Below are 14,969 nucleotides of genomic sequence, written 5' to 3'. Positions count from 1 at the left end.
GCGCATGGACGATTCGATGACGAAAGCACCCCGCCCCGCCGACGTCCCCGGTGGGCGGCCGGGCCTGGCGACGCGCCGCGAGCTCGGCCCCGTCAACGGCACGCTCGAGGCCATCGCGGCACGCGTGACGGGCCGCCGCCGGCTTGGCGTGTTCGCCGCCATCGGACGGTCGCGCCGGCTGTTCCGCGGGTGGCTGCACTACTCGGCGACGATGATGCCGTTCGGCGATCTGCCGCGGAAGGAGACGGAGCTGGTCATCCTCCGCATCGCGGCCCTGCGGGGCTCCGCCTACGAGCGCGACCATCACCGGGTCATCGCCCGGCGCGCCGGGGCGACCGCTGCGGAGATGGACGCCGTCGACGGCGACGCCCACGGGTTCGGGGGCCGCATGGGCGCGATCCTCGACGTGGTCGACGAGCTCGTGCGGAACCGCGACGTCGCGGACGCGACGTGGGCCGCCCTCGCGGAGCACCTCACGGATCGCGAGTGCGTCGCGCTGGTGCAGCTGACGACGCATTACGACGGCCTCGCCACCGCCCTGCACGTCCTCGGCGTGCCGCCGGACGAGCCGCGCTGACGGCGCCCCGCGCAGCCCGCCGCACGAGGCTTCGCGCGCGTCCAGATCACGTCGCGGCCTCTGGGCTCACTCCGTCCCCGTCCCGTCAGACCCACTTTCAGCCGTTCCGACCCCGTTGCGGCCGCCTGGTGCCCTCCGCCCTTTCCCGTCAGACCCACTTCTGGCCTTTTCGACCCAGTTAGAACGGGGTCGAAAACGCCAGAAGTGGGTCGGGCTGGCAGGGGTGGTGTTCGTATCGGGGTCTGAACGCCGGGAGTGCCGTCCGGGAGCGGGTCCATCCACCGGGCGCGCCGTCCGTAAGAGAGTCTGAACGTCGGGCGTCGGCGACGCAGTCACACGACCCGGCGCGCCGGCCGCGTCAGTTGCCGCCGGGGGAGCCGGAGCGGGAGGCGTCGTCACGCGAATCCCGCGCATCCCCCTGCGTCAGCGCACCCTCGACCGCCCACCGCAGACCCCGGTTGAGGCCGCGCATCGCGGCGCGGTACGCGCCCGGCGCGAGCAGCTGCGCCCACCGGCCCGCGGCGACGTCGGGGGAGGTGGTGACCAGGAAGCGCCCGCGGTCGACGTCGGTGCGGATGACGGCCGCCGCCTGCGCCGGGGTGATGGCGTGGCGGCGGAACAGCTCCGTCGCCCGGCGCACGCGCGGGGCGGAGCGGTCGACGCCCTCGATGTCGATGGTCCGCACCAGGGCCGTGTCGACGGCGCCCGGCGCGACGACGTGGACGTCCACCCCGTGCGGGGCGAGGTCGAAGCGCAGCACCTCCGCCAGCCCCAGCACACCGGCCTTCGACGCGGAGTACGCCGCGTGCCACGGCAGCCCCAGGTACCCGGCGGAGGAGGACACGAAGACGAGGCGGCCGCGGCCGGCGTCGCACAGCGGCGCGGCGAACGCCTCCACGACGTGGACGGTGCCCATGAGGTTCACGTCGACCATCCGCCGCCACGTCGCGTGCGGCAGCGTGCGCGGGTCTCCCCAGGCGCTGGTGCCGGCGACGTGGTGGACCTCGCCCGGCGTGCCGTACGACGCGATGATGCGGCGCGCCCAGGCGTGGACGGCGTCGTGGTCGGAGACGTCGAGGGCGGTGGCGTCGAGGAGCCGGCCGGTCGCGGCGGGGGAGCGCTCCGTCAGCGCCGCGAGGTCGGCGAGTCCCGCGGCGTCGCGGTCGCAGGCGGCGACGTCGCGGCCCTCCGCGAGGAAGGACAGGGCCAGCGCGCGGCCGATGCCGGAGGCGGCGCCCGTCACGGCGACGGGCGCGTCGGCCATGGGGGCCGCGGTGCGGGGCCCTGCGGGGCGCTTGCCGACGCCTCCCGCGTCCCGGTCGTGCGGACGCGCGGCGGCGGTGCGGTCGGTGCTGTCGTCGTGGCGGTCGTCGGGGCGGTCCATGCCCCGAGGGTACGGGGATCGGGCGGGGTCTACGCTGGGACGCATGTCCGACGAAACGCTCTTCGACACGTCCGTCTACGCCGCCCGCCTGGAGGCCTCGGCCGCCGCCGCCCGCGACGCGGGGCTGGCCGGCCTGGTCTTCGGCACCGGCTCCGACCTGGTGTGGGCCCTCGGCTGGGCCAGCTCCAGCCACGAGCGGCTCACCGCCCTGGTCGTCCCCGCGGAGGGGACGCCGACGTTCGTCCTGCCGGCCGTCGAGCGCGGCGACCTGCCCGCCTCCGCGGTGCCGGCGCTGCGCGACCCCGCCGGGGCGGGCCTGGCGGTGGAGCTCTGGGAGGACGGCGCAGACGCCCACCAGCTCGTCGCGAAGGCCCTCGGCCTGCCCGACATCACGCGCGACGACGTGCGCCTGGGCATCGGCGCGTCGCTGACCGCCGACCACGTCCTGCCGATCGTCACGGCCACCCGCACGGTGCCGGTGCTGGCGAACACGGCGCTGAAGGACCTGCTGATGGCGAAGGACGACGCCGAGATCGACCAGCTGCGCCAGGCGGGCGCGGCCATCGACCGGGTCCACGCCCGCGTGCCGGGGATGCTCGCCGCCGGCCGCACCGAGGCGGAGGTCGCCGACGACCTGCGCACGGCGATCCTGGAGGAGGGCCACTCCGCGGTGGACTTCATCATCGTCGGCTCCGGCCCCAACGGAGCGAACCCGCACCACGACTGGTCCGACCGCGTCATCGCCGACGGCGACGTCGTGGTCGTCGACATCGGCGGCACCTGGGGCGCGGGCTACCACTCCGACTGCACCCGCACCTACGTCGTCGGCGAGCCCGACGCGAAGGCCGCCGGCATGTACGAGGTGCTGAAGCGCGCACAGCAGGCCGGCGTCGACGCGGTGCGCCCGGGCGCGACCGCCGCGGAGATCGACGCCGCCACCCGCGCGCCCATCGAGGAAGCCGGCTACGGCAAGGAGTTCATCCACCGCACCGGCCACGGCATCGGTCTGAGCCTGCACGAGGAGCCGTTCATCATGGCCGGCAACGACCTGCAGCTGGTGCCGGGCATGGCGTTCTCCGTCGAGCCGGGCATCTACGTCGAGGGCGAGGTCGGCATGCGGCTGGAGGACATCGTCGTCGTCACGGCCGACGGCTGCGAGCGCCTCAACCACGGCGACCGGGACCTGGTGCGCGCCACGGGCGCGGCCGGAGCGAAGGCCGACGCCGACGCCGACGCCGCCTCCGACGCCCCCGGGAAGGACTCCTGACATGGGCCACGTCCTCATCCTCGGCGGCACGTCCGACATCGGCGGGGAGGTCGCCGAGCGGCTGGCGCCCGGCAACCGCGTGACGCTGGCGGCCCGCCGCGTCGACGCGCTGGCCGACGTCGCCGCGCGCCTGACCGCCGCCGGGGCGACCGAGGTCCACCCCGTCTTCTTCGACGCCGACGATCTCGCCGCCCAGCCGGCGCTGCTCGACGAGGCGTGGGCGCGCGAGCCCGTCGACACCGCCGTCATCGCGTTCGGCATCCTCGGCGACCAGGACGCGTGCGAGGCCTCCGGCGAGGTCGCCGCGCGCACCATCCACACCGACTTCACCGCCCACGCCGCCGTCGCCACGGAACTCGTGCTGCGCATGGAGCGCGCCGGCGGCGGCCGCATCCTCGCGTTCTCGTCCATCGCGGGAGCGCGCGTGCGCCGGCCGAACTACGTCTACGGCTCGGCGAAGGCGGGCCTCGACGGCTTCCTGCAGGGCATGCAGGACCGGCTCCACGGCGGGCCGGTGCAGCTGACCATCGTGCGGCCGGGCTTCGTCATCGGCTCGATGACGGAGGGCATGGACCCCGCCCCGTTCTCCTCCACGCCGGATCAGGTCGCCGACGCGTCCGTCAAGGCACTCGACGAGGGGAAGGCGCACGTGTGGGTGCCGGGCGCCGTCGGCGTGCTCGCCGCCGTCACCCGGTTCGTGCCGCGGTTCATCTGGCGCAGGATGCCGCGATGAGCCCGTCGCCCGCGTCCGCGGGTGCGCGTGACGACGCCTCCCGCCCCCGCCTCGTCGTCGCCGGGATCGGCGCCGACGGCTGGCCGGGCCTGGGCGCGGCGGCCCGCGCGGCGCTGAACGGGGCGCGCGTCATCCTCGGCGCGCCCCGCCAGCTGGACCTGGTGCGCGGCCACGTCGACGCGGAGCTGCGCGCCTGGCCGTCGCCGCTGCTGCCGGCGCTGCCCGGCATCATCGACGCCTGCGATCCGGCGGAGACCGTCGTCCTGGCGTCGGGGGACCCGATGTTCCACGGCATCGGCACGACGCTGACGCGCCTGCTCGGCGCGGATCGGCTGCGGGTGCTGCCGGCGCCGTCGTCGGCGTCGCTGGCCTGCGCCCGCCTCGGCTGGGCGCTGGACCGCACGGAGGTCGTCTCCCTGGTCACGGGCCGGGCGGGGGCGGTCGCCGCGGCGGCGGACCGGGGCCGGCCGTTCCTCGTGCTCGCGCGGTCCGCGGCCAGCGCCGCCGACGTCGCGGAGGCCCTCGCCGACCGGCCGGACTCCGCCATCACGGCGCTCACCGACCTCGGCGCGGAGACGGAGGCCATCCGCCGCGGCACCGCCGCCGCGCCGCCCGAGCCCGCCGGGGACCTCACCGTCCTGGCCGTCGAGCCCGCCGGACCCCGCAGGCCCTGGCTCTCCGACGACGACTTCGAGACCGACGGCCAGCTGACCAAGTCGCCCATCCGCGAGCTCACCGTCGCCGCCCTCGGGCCCGCCCCGGGCGCGGTGCTGTGGGACGTCGGCGGCGGCACCGGCTCCATCGCCGTCGAATGGTCCCGCCACGGCGGCCGCGCCGCCTGCATCGAGCGCAACGCGGAGCGGGCGGAGCGCATCCGCCGCAACGCCGCGCGCCTCGGCCCCGTCCGCGTCGTCGCGGGCACCGCCCCCGCCGACCTGCACCTGCTGCGCGAGGCGGTCGGCGCCCCGGACGCCGTCTTCATCGGCGGCGGGCTCACCGCCGACGGCATGGTGGAGGCGTGCCTTGACGCGCTGGCCCCGGGCGGCCGGCTGGTCGCCAACGCCGTCACCGTGGAGTCGGTGGAGGTGCTGTGGCGGGCCTTCCGCGCCCACGGCGGGGACGTCCGCCGCATCGGCGTCGACCGCGCCGGTACGGTGGGGACGTTCACGACGCTGCGCCCGGCGCTGCCGGTGACGCAGTGGATCGTCGTCACGCACGGCGGGTGAGACGCGCACGGCGGCCGCGGGCCGCGGGACAGGAGGAGCCAACCCCATGACCGTCTACTTCATCGGCGCCGGACCGGGCGCCGCGGACCTGCTCACCGTCCGGGCCGACCGGCTCATCCGGTCGTGCCCCGTGTGCCTGTACGCGGGCTCCATCGTCCCGGAGGAGGTGCTGGCCTCCGCGCCCGAGGGCGCGACGCTGGTCAACACCGCCCGCATGCCGCTCGACGACATCATGGCGGTCATCCGCGACGCCCACGCCGAGGGCAAGGACGTCGCCCGGCTGCAGTCCGGCGACCCGTCGGTGTGGTCGGCGCTGGCGGAACAGGCCCGACGCCTGGCCGCCGAGGGCATCGACTACGAGATCGTGCCCGGCGTGCCCGCCTTCGCCGCCGTCGCCGCGTCGCTCGGCCACGAGCTGACGGTGCCGGAGGTCGGCCAGTCCGTGGTGCTCACGCGCGTCTCCGGGCGGGCGTCGAAGATGCCCGACGGCGAGACGCTGGACAACTTCGGCGCCACCGGCGCGACGCTGTGCATCCACCTGGCCGCCCACGACATCGACCGCGTCGTCGCGGAGCTGGAGCCCCGCTACGGCGCGGACTGCCCGGCGGCCGTCGTCGCCTTCGCCTCCCGCCCGGAGGAGGTCGTGCTGCGCGGCACCGTCGGCGACATCGCGGGCAAGGTCAAGGACGCGGGCGTGACCCGCACCGCCGTCATCGTCGTCGGCCGGGTGCTGGGCGCCGAGGGCTTCCCGGACAGCTACCTCTACAGCGACGGCCGGCCCCGCGACGAGCACGGGAGGACGATCCCGTGCACGCGCTGATCCTGGGCGGCACCGCCGAGGCCCGCGAGCTCGCCCGCCGGCTCGTCGCCTCCGGCTGGGAGGTCACGTCGTCGCTCGCCGGGCGGGTGAGCAACCCGCACCTGCCGGTCGGGCAGGTCCGCATCGGCGGCTTCGGCGGCCCGGCGGGCCTGGCCCGCTGGGTGGTGCAGCACGGCGTCGGCGTCATCGTCGACGCGACGCACCCGTTCGCGGAGCGGATCTCCGTCTCCGCGGCGGAGGCGGCCCGCGCCACCCTCATCCCGCTGGTGGCGCTGCACCGCCCGGCGTGGGAGCCGGGCCGCGGCGACGACTGGATCGAGGTCGACGACATGGCGGCGGCCGCGGAGGTCGCCCGCGAGCGGTTCCGCCGCCCGTTCCTCACCATCGGCCGCCAGCAGCTGGAGCCGTTCGCCGCGGACGGCGAGGGCTTCTACCTCATCCGCTGCGTCGAGCAGCCGTCGGCGCCGCTGCCGCGCAACCACAAGGTCATCCTGTCGCGCGGGCCGTACTCGGTGGCCGACGAGCGCAAGCTCATGCGCGACTGGGCCGTCGACTGCGTGGTGACGAAGAACTCCGGCGGCGACGCCACCCACGCCAAGATCGAGGCGGCCCACGACCTGCACAAGCCGGTCATCATGGTCCGCCGGCCGGCGCTGCCCGGGGAGGGCATCGCCACCGTCGTCCACACGCCGGAGGAGGCGTGGGCCGCGGTCGTCGGCCGCCGCCGCTGATCGCGCGGGGCCCGGGTCGCCGCCGCGCGTGACGACGGGGCCCGCCGGCGCCGTCGTCACGCGCACGAGGGGCGCCCCGCACGGCGTCCGGACCGTGCGGGGCGCCCCTCGCATGCGCCGGGCCGCCTAGCGGTGATGCGGCAGGTTGAGGACGGCGGCGCGCCAGAACCCGAACTCCTGCGGGTTGTCCTCCCTGTAGGCCTTGACGGCGCGGATGCCGTCGAGGACGCGGCCGATCTCGGCCTCCGTGATGTCGTCGCCCTTGGCGCCGACGAAGATGACCGGGCCGGAGATGGCGCGCGTCGGGTCGGAGAAGAACGCCGAGTCGCCGGTCTCCGCCTCCTTGCGGCCCAGCGAGGCGACGGGGTTGGGCTCCGCGCCCTCGGCCTTCGCCCCGGAGTTGAACAGCGCCGCGTAGGTGGTGCCGTCCTCCTGGAACGCCACCGACACGCGGTCGTCCTCGACGCCGCCGAGGAACTGGTTGGCGTGCTCGAGCTCGAACTCGATGGTGCGGTGGGTCAGGTCGGGGTAGACCAGGAAGCCGGTGATCACGGGGCTGCTGCCTTTCGACGGGGTGGCCGGGCCCGGGCGCGCGGGAACGCGCGGCACCGCGGGCCGCGGATATGACGTGTCCACGGCCATTCCAGCCCATGCGCGGGCGCGGCGATACCGGGGGAGCGGCCCCCGGAGAAGAGTTCACCGGGAGTTCATCGCCGGGTCACCGCGCGGGGTGGGGCGGCGGTCCTATCCGGCCGTGCCCGTGCCGTAGCGCCGCGAGGTGTACACGCGCGTCGTGCCGTCGCCGGCCTCGTAGGCGGCGGTGGTGGAGGCGCCGACGATGAGCATCGTGCGCATGTCGACGACGTCCGGGTCGAGCTCGCCGAGCGTCGTGACGAGCACGTCCTCCTCGGGCGCGCCGACGGCGCGGGCGACGACGACGGGCGTCTCCGGGGCGCGGTGGCGCAGCACGACGTCGCGCATGAGGCCGACCTGGTGCCGGCGCGACTTCGACGCCGGGTTGTAGACGGCGAAGGCCATGTCCGCGGCGGCGACGGCCTCCACGCGGCGCTCGACGACGTCCCACGGCTTGAGCCGGTCGGACAGCGACAGCATCGCGAAGTCGTGGCCGAGCGGCGCCCCGACGCGGCTCGCGACGGCCTGCGCCGCCGTCATGCCGGGCACGACGCGGACGGGCACGTCGCGGAACGCGTCGTCGTCGGCGACCTCCAGCACGGCGGCGGCCATGGCGAACACGCCCGCGTCGCCGGAGCTGACGACGGCCACCCGCGCCCCGCGCCGGGCCAGGTCGAGAGCCATGGCGGCGCGCTCGGCCTCCACCCGGTTGTCGGAGGCGTGCAGCTTCAGGCCCGGCCGCGCCGGGACGCGGCGGACGTAGGTGGAGTAGCCGACGACGTCGGTGGCCCGGGCGAGCTGCGCGGTCGCCTCGGGGGTCATCCAGCGCGACGGCCCGGGGCCGAGGCCCACTACGACGACCTCGCCCATGGCGGGGGCATCGGCGCCGGAGGCCCCCGCGCCGCCGGACGCGGCGACCGGGCCGGCGTCCCCGGGGGATCCGTCCGGGGAGCCGGGGCGGTGGGCGTCGTCACGCGGAACCCCGTATCCGCGGGAGGCGGTGCCCACGACCGCGACGGCGAAGTAGGGCACCTCGTCGGCGGCGACCTCGGCCAGCGGGCGGGTCCAGCCGCCGTCCATGGAGGCGCGGGCGACGACGAGCGCCCGATCGAGCTTGCCGGCGGCGGCGAGCGCGGCGCGGACCTCCCCGACGTGGCCGCCGAGCTTCATGACGACGAGGCAGTCGGCCGCCGCGGCGGCCGCCGCCAGCCGCGCCGGGTCGGCGGTGGCGGGCAGGACGGTGAGGATCTCGGCTCCCTCGGCCAGCGGATGCCCCGACTCGCACGCGGCGGCCGTGACGGACGTGACGCCGGGGACGAGCTCCGCCGGGAAATCCGCCGACAGCGCCCGGTGCAGGTGCTGGCAGGAGCTGTAGAGCATCGGGTCGCCCAGCGACGCCACCGCGACGGAGCGGCCGACGCGCAGGTGGGCGGCCAGGCGCTCGGTCGCGTCGGCGTAGAAGGCCGCCATCCGCTCGGCGTAGTCGTCGCCGCCGCCGACGGTGACGGGATAGACGAGCAACTCCTCGGTCTTCGACTCCCAGTCGATGTCCAGCCCGGCCATGATGGTCCGCGCCGTGGACCGGCCGCGCGGGGAGGAATGGTAGGCGATGACGTCGGCCTCCCGCAGCACGCGGGCGGCGCGCAGCGTCACCAGCTCCGGGTCGCCGGGGCCGAGGCCGACGCCGTGGAAGGTGCCGGGGGCGGCGGCTCCGGCTGCGGTGGCTGCGCCGTCGCTCACAGGATCTCCTCCTCGCGCGCCAGGGCGTTGATCGCCGCCACGGTGATGGCCGAGCCGCCACGGCGGCCCAGCACCGTCACGTACTCCAGGCCGAGCTCCGCGGCCGCGTCGACGACCTCCTGCTTCGACTCCGCCGCCCCGACGAAGCCCACCGGCAGCGCGAGCACCGCGGCGGGCTTCGGCAGATGCCCGTCGCGGATGCCGTCGAGCAGGTGGAACAGCGCCGTGGGCGCGTTGCCGACGGCGACGACCGCGCCCTCCAGCCGGTCGGCCCACAGCTCCACGGACGCGGCGGTGCGGGTGGTGCCGAGCTCCGCCGCCAGATCCGCGGTGCGCGGGTCGGACAGGGTGCACACGACGTCGTTGTCCGCAGGCAGACGGCGGCGGGTGACGCCCGTGGCGACCATGGAGACGTCCGCCAGCACCGGCGCGCCGGAGCGCAGCGCCCCGCGGGCCGCGGCGACGGCGCCGTCGCTGAAGCGGATGTCGGCGGCGAGGCTGACGTCGCCGGCGGCATGGATCATCCGCACGGCCACGACCTCCTGCTCCGGGGTGAACCGGGAGAGGTCGGACTCCTCCCGGATCATCGCGAAGGAACGGCGGTAGATCTCCGCGCCGTCGGTGATGTAGTCGTGCCCTGGGCGTCGTCCGGTCATGGCGTCGACGCTACCGCGCCGGGAGGGGCGGGGCACGCGGCGCGATACGCCCGCGCACCCGCGCGGCCGTCAGCGCGCCATCGGCTCCGGCTCGCGCGCCGTGACCTCGTACTCGCCGTCGCCGACGGCCAGGTACTCCACGTGCCCGGTCTTCGGGGCGCCGCAGCGGCGCTCGCAGCCGGAGAAGTGCACGCGCCCCTCCGGCAGCCGGCCGGAGGCGATGCCGTGGGAGGCGTCGCCGCGGGTGTCGGACAGGGACTTCGCGCAGCCGGGACGGCCGGTGCAGGCGGTGACGCGCAGCCACGTGGAGTTCGCGTCGAACACCAGGCCGTTGGGGGCGAAGACGCGCACGACCTGCTCCGCGACGACCTCGTCCAGGTCGGTGAACACCAGCGAGTACCACGGCGTGACGTGCACCGGGCACGACAGCTGAGCGATGGCGCGCGCCAGACGCCCGGGCAGCACGCCGAAGCGCAGGCCCGCCGCCAGGGCGACGTTGCCGTCGGGCTGGTCGATCCACCCGACCGGCGCCTCCGGCTCCGCCGGCGTGCCGCCGTCGTCGCCGGGTCCGGGGCCCGGCTCGCCGCACACGCGCCCGGGTGCATCCGGGATGTGCGTGACGACGTCATCCGCCAGGCCCGATTCCCCGATCCGCCACGCGGTGCCGCGCAGGCCCTCCCAGGCGGAGGCGGCGTCGGCGACGAGGTCGGCGACGCCGTCTCGGCCGCAGACGACGCCGGCGGGCAGGCCGGCGACGATGAGCTCCCACCGGTCGCCGCCGCGGGCGATGACGCCCAGGTCGGGGCGTTCGGCGAGGACGTCGCCGCGGCCGTCGTCGACGGCGAAGAGGGTGCGGCCCGGCATCGCCGCCAGCTCCTCGCGGGCGCACAGCGCATCGTCGACGGCGGCGGCGAGGCCCGAGGCGTCGTCCAGCCCGCCGACCCGGCCGGTCAGCGGGGAGGCGATGATGTTGCGCATCCGGTCGTGGTCCGGGTGGGGCAGCAGCCCGGCGTCCTCGACCGCGTCGGCGAATCCCGCGACGTCGCGGATGCCGCGGATCTGCACGTTGCCGCGGCTGGTCAGGTGCAGGTCGCCGTCGCCGAAGCCCTCGGCGAGGTCGGCCAGCACGGAGAAGCCCGGCGCGGGCAGCTCCCCGCCGGGGAAGCGGAGCCGGCCGATGGCGCCGTCGGCGGCCCGGTGGACCTTCCGCGCGCCGGGGCAGGCGTCGGGGCGTGGGCGGGTGTCATGGGTGGCCATGCCCCCGATCGTGCCACGTCGGCGGCCGGATCTCCTCCAACGGTAGGCTGTCCTGACATGGCCCGGGCAGCCGATGATCCGACCCGTCCGGGACCGTCGAAACGAATACACGAAGCACCCGGGACGGACGGGGAACACGGTGCAATTCCGTGCGGTCGCGCCACTGTCACAGCCAGACCCCCGCCGCCCCGGAAACACTCCGACGCGGGCGCGCACCCCCGCAGGAAGGCCCCTCCATGATTCTGCTGCTGTCGACGTCCGACACGGACCTGCTGTCCGCCCGGGCCGCCGCCGACGCCCACGACGACGTCTCCTACCGGTGGGCGAACCCGTCCCGCATCCTCGACGAGGACCTGCCGGGCCTGCTCGACGGCGCCGACGTCGCCGTCGTCCGCCTGCTCGGCGGCCGCCGCGCCTGGGAGGCCGGGGCCGACAGGCTCCGCGCCTCCGGCGTGCCGGCGGTGTTCGTCTCCGGCGAGCAGGCCCCGGACGCGGAGCTGGCGGACCTGTCGACGGTGCCCGCCGGCGTCGCCTCCACTGCGCACGCCTACCTGGCGGAGGGCGGCCCCGGCAACGTCGCCGAGCTGCACCGCTTCCTGTCCGACACGCTGCTACTGACCGGCCACGGCTTCGAGGAGCCGAAGCGGCTGCCCGACTGGGGCCACCTGGAGCGCGACCGCTGGGCCCGGGCCGCCGCGCCCGGCGCGGACGGGGACGCCGCCGCGGCCGGGGGCGACGGAACCGGGGAGGGTGCCGTCGTCACGCCCCGCGTCGGCATCGTCTACTACCGCGCGCAGCACCTGGCCGGCAACGTCGGGTACGTCGCGGAGCTCGCGCGCGCCGTGGAGGACCGCGGCGCGGAGGCCGTGCCCGTCTTCGCGACGTCGCTGCGCACCGCCCCCGACGACCTGCTGGCGGAGCTCGGCCGCTGCGACGCCATCATCACCACCGTCCTCGCCGCCGGCGGCAACCGCCCGGCCGAGGCGCAGGCCGGCGGCGACGACGGCGCGTGGGACGTCGCCGCCCTCGCCGCGCTCGACCGGCCCATCATCCAGGGCCTGGCGCTCACCGGCTCCCGCGGGGAGTGGGAGGAATCCGACGACGGCGCCTCCCCGCTCGACGTCGCCACCCAGGTCGCCGTCCCCGAGTTCGACGGCCGCATCATCGGCCCCGTGTTCTCCTTCAAGGAGATCGACGACGACGACCTCATCACCTACGTCGCCGACCCCGAGCGCTGCGCCCGCCTCGCCGCCATCGCCGTGCGCCACGCCCGCCTGCGCCACCTGAACAACGCCGACAAGCGCGTCGCCGTCGTCCTGTCCGCCTACCCGACGAAGCACGCCCGCATCGGCAACGCCGTCGGCCTGGACACCCCGGCATCGGTGCTGCGCACCCTCCACGCCCTGCGGGAGGCCGGCTACGACCTCGGCGACGTCTCCGCAATCCCCGGCTGGGCCGACGACCCGGCGGACTTCGACGGCGACGCGCTCATGCACGCCATCATCGACGCCGGCGGCCAGGACCCCGACTGGCTGACCGAGGAGGTCATGGAGGCCAACCCGCTGAAGCTGGCGTGGGAGACCTACGAGGACCACTTCGTCACCCTGCCCGCCGAGCTGCGCGACGCGATGACCGAGCACTGGGGCGCCGCCCCCGGCGAGCTCTACGTCCACCCGCGCACCGGGGAGATCTACATCTCCGGCCTCGTCTTCGGCAACGTCGTCGTCCTGTGCCAGCCGCCGCGCGGCTTCGGCGACAACCCCGTCGGCATCTACCACGACCCCGACCTGCCGCCGACCCACCACTACCTGGCCACCTACCACTGGCTGCACCTGCCGCAGTCGGAGGGCGGCTTCGGCGCCGACGCCGTCGTCCACATGGGCAAGCACGGCAACCTCGAGTGGCTGCCCGGCAAGCAGGTCGGCCTCTCCGCCGCGTGCGGCCCCGACCAGGCCATCGGCGAGCTGCCGATGATCTACCCGTTCCTCATCAACGACCCCGGCGAGGGCACCCAGGCCAAGCGCCGCGCCCACGCCACGCTCGTCGACCACCTCATCCCGCCGATGGCGCGCGCCGAGGGCTACGGCGACATCACCCGCCTGGAGCAGCTGCTCGACGAGCACCAGAACATCTCCGCCATGGACCCGGCGAAGCTGCCGGCCATCCGCCGCGAAATCTGGACGCTGCTGACCGCCGCGAAGATGGACCGCGACCTCGGCTGGGACGAGCGCCCCGACGAGGACGTCTTCGACGACATGCTCATGCACGTCGACGGCTGGCTGTGCGAGATCAAGGACGTCGCCATCCGCGGCGGCCTCCACGTGCTCGGCCAGCCGCTGGAGGACGACGCGCTCGTCGAGACCGTCGCCACCATGCTCCGCGCCCGCCAGCTGTGGGGCGGCACCACGACGCTGCCGGGCCTGCGCGAGTCCCTCGGCCTCGCCGAGGACGGATCCGAGACCCGCATGCGCGTCGACGACGTCGACGCCCTCGCCCAGGACCTCGTCCGCGGCGTCGCCGCCGGGGGAGACGTCCGCGAGGTCGTCGCCGCCGCGGATCTGCCCGACGGGGCCGACGCGGACGCCGTCGTCACGCTCCTCGACTTCACCCGCGACGAGATCCTGCCGCGCCTGGCGCAGACGGACCGCGAGATCCCGCAGATCCTCCACGCCCTCGGCGGCGGCTTCATCCCCGCCGGCCCCTCCGGCTCCCCGCTGCGCGGCCTGGTCAACGTCCTGCCCACCGGCCGCAACTTCTACTCCGTCGACCCGCGCGCCGTGCCCAGCCGCCTGGCGTGGGAGACCGGCCAGGCGCTGGCCGACGGGCTCGTCGACCGCTACCGCGCCGACCACGGCGGCGAGTACCCCAACTCCGTCGGCCTGTCCGTGTGGGGCACCTCCGCCATGCGCACCTCCGGCGACGACATCGCCCAGGCGCTCGCGCTGATGGGCGTGCGCCCCGTGTGGGACGAGGCGTCCCGCCGCGTCGTCGACCTCGAGGTCATCGACCTCGAGGAGCTCGGCCGGCCGCGCATCGACGTCACCGTCCGCATCTCCGGCTTCTTCCGCGACGCGTTCCCGCACGTCATCGACATGCTCGACGACGCCGTCCAGCTCGTCGCCGGGCTGGAGGAGGACGACGCCGACAACCGCCTGCGCGCCCACGTCCGCGCCGACGGCCACTCCCGCCGCATCTTCGGCTCCAAGCCGGGCACCTACGGCGCGGGCCTGCTGCAGCTCATCGACTCCGGCTCCTGGCGCGACGACGCCGACCTCGCCGCCGTCTACACCACCTGGGGCGGCTACGCGTACGGCCGCGGCGTCGACGGCGTCGAGGCGGCCGACGACATGCGCGCCGCCTACCGGCGCATCCAGGTGGCGGTGAAGAACATCGACACCCGCGAGCACGACATCGCCGACTCCGACGACTACTTCCAGTTCCACGGCGGCATGGTCGCCGCGGTGCGCGCGCTGACCGGAGAGTCGCCGGAGGCCTACATCGGCGACTCCACCCGCCCGGAGAACGTCCGCACCCGCACGCTCCACGAGGAGACGCGCCGCGTGTTCCGCGCCCGCGTCGTCAACCCCCGCTGGATCGCCGCGATGCGCCGCCACGGCTACAAGGGCGCCTTCGAGATGGCCGCCACCGTCGACTACCTCTTCGGCTACGACGCCACCGCCGGCGTCATGGACGACTGGATGTACGAGACGCTCACGGACACCTACGTCGCCGACGCCGAGAACCGCGAGTTCTTCGACACGTCCAATCCGTGGGCGCTCCACGACATCTCGGAGCGCCTCATCGAGGCCGCCGACCGCGGGCTCTGGGAGTCGCCCGACGACGAGCGCATGGAGCTGCTGCGCCGCACCTATCTCGAGACCGAGGGCGACCTCGAGGACCGCTGACCGCGATCGCCGTGGGCGACCGTCCCGGGGCGCGCCGCGC

12 protein-coding genes are annotated in these 14,969 nt (G+C 75.5%); 7 read left to right on the top strand and 5 right to left on the bottom strand.

Translation table 11 applies throughout. The features are described from left to right. The first annotated feature begins 4 nt into the window (after positions 1 to 4). Entirely contained in the window at positions 5 to 577 is a 573-nt protein-coding gene (locus QQS41_RS00395) for a carboxymuconolactone decarboxylase family protein (RefSeq protein ID WP_448850738.1), read from the top strand. A gap of 358 nt (positions 578 to 935) precedes the next feature. Here QQS41_RS00395 and QQS41_RS00390 read toward each other — a convergent pair whose 3' ends face one another. Next, positions 936 to 1,961 (bottom strand): SDR family oxidoreductase, encoded by a 1,026-nt coding sequence (locus tag QQS41_RS00390; RefSeq protein ID WP_448850737.1) that lies wholly within the window; start codon positions 1,959 to 1,961, stop codon positions 936 to 938. Positions 1,962 to 2,004: 43 nt separating this feature from the next. Here QQS41_RS00390 and QQS41_RS00385 point away from each other — a divergent pair, with 43 nt between their 5' ends. From QQS41_RS00385 to QQS41_RS00365, 5 genes are read left to right on the top strand one after another with little or no spacing between them, the layout of a single operon-like run. Further along, positions 2,005 to 3,228 (top strand): M24 family metallopeptidase, encoded by a 1,224-nt coding sequence (locus QQS41_RS00385; protein ID WP_448850736.1) that lies wholly within the window; start codon positions 2,005 to 2,007, stop codon positions 3,226 to 3,228. 1 nt (position 3,229) lies between these two features. Then, positions 3,230 to 3,961, top strand: coding sequence for an SDR family NAD(P)-dependent oxidoreductase (locus tag QQS41_RS00380; RefSeq protein WP_448850735.1), 732 nt, complete (start codon positions 3,230 to 3,232; stop codon positions 3,959 to 3,961). Then, positions 3,958 to 5,187, top strand: a complete 1,230-nt coding sequence (gene cbiE, locus QQS41_RS00375) for a precorrin-6y C5,15-methyltransferase (decarboxylating) subunit CbiE (protein WP_448850734.1) — start codon at positions 3,958 to 3,960, stop codon at positions 5,185 to 5,187. Before QQS41_RS00380 ends, cbiE begins: the two co-directional genes overlap by 4 nt. A 46-nt stretch (positions 5,188 to 5,233) precedes the next feature. Further along, positions 5,234 to 6,007, top strand: a complete 774-nt coding sequence (gene cobM / locus QQS41_RS00370) for a precorrin-4 C(11)-methyltransferase (RefSeq protein ID WP_448850733.1) — start codon at positions 5,234 to 5,236, stop codon at positions 6,005 to 6,007. Next, entirely contained in the window at positions 5,995 to 6,738 is a 744-nt protein-coding gene (locus tag QQS41_RS00365) for a cobalt-precorrin-6A reductase (RefSeq protein WP_448850732.1), read from the top strand. The genes cobM and QQS41_RS00365 overlap by 13 nt, the downstream gene beginning before the upstream one ends. Before the next feature lie 126 nt (positions 6,739 to 6,864). Here the strand turns inward: QQS41_RS00365 and QQS41_RS00360 are convergent, their stop codons facing one another. The 4 genes from QQS41_RS00360 to QQS41_RS00345 form a co-directional block, all read right to left on the bottom strand. Further along, positions 6,865 to 7,290 carry a hypothetical protein gene (locus QQS41_RS00360; RefSeq protein ID WP_448850731.1) on the bottom strand — a complete coding sequence of 142 codons (426 nt, stop codon included), beginning with the start codon at positions 7,288 to 7,290 and terminating at the stop codon, positions 6,865 to 6,867. Between the two features lie 192 nt (positions 7,291 to 7,482). Beyond that, positions 7,483 to 9,111 carry a precorrin-3B C(17)-methyltransferase gene (cobJ, locus tag QQS41_RS00355; RefSeq protein WP_448850730.1) on the bottom strand — a complete coding sequence of 543 codons (1,629 nt, stop codon included), beginning with the start codon at positions 9,109 to 9,111 and terminating at the stop codon, positions 7,483 to 7,485. After that, a complete protein-coding gene (locus QQS41_RS00350) occupies positions 9,108 to 9,767 on the bottom strand; it encodes a precorrin-8X methylmutase (RefSeq protein WP_448850729.1) in 660 nt (219 codons plus the stop codon). The genes cobJ and QQS41_RS00350 overlap by 4 nt, the downstream gene beginning before the upstream one ends. Before the next feature lie 69 nt (positions 9,768 to 9,836). Continuing rightward, the gene (locus QQS41_RS00345) at positions 9,837 to 11,024 is read right to left on the bottom strand and encodes a precorrin-3B synthase (RefSeq protein ID WP_448850728.1); all 1,188 of its coding nucleotides are present in this window, start codon (positions 11,022 to 11,024) and stop codon (positions 9,837 to 9,839) included. 236 nt (positions 11,025 to 11,260) lie between these two features. On the opposite strand from QQS41_RS00345, the gene cobN reads away from it, so the two are divergent. Continuing rightward, positions 11,261 to 14,929, top strand: coding sequence for a cobaltochelatase subunit CobN (gene cobN, locus QQS41_RS00340; protein WP_448850727.1), 3,669 nt, complete (start codon positions 11,261 to 11,263; stop codon positions 14,927 to 14,929). Positions 14,930 to 14,969: the final 40 nt, after the last annotated feature.

The sequence above is a fragment of the Corynebacterium sp. 335C genome (assembly GCF_053525695.1).
The sequence above is the reverse complement of the archived record's forward strand: the minus strand, read 5'-3'. Positions and strand labels throughout refer to the sequence as shown.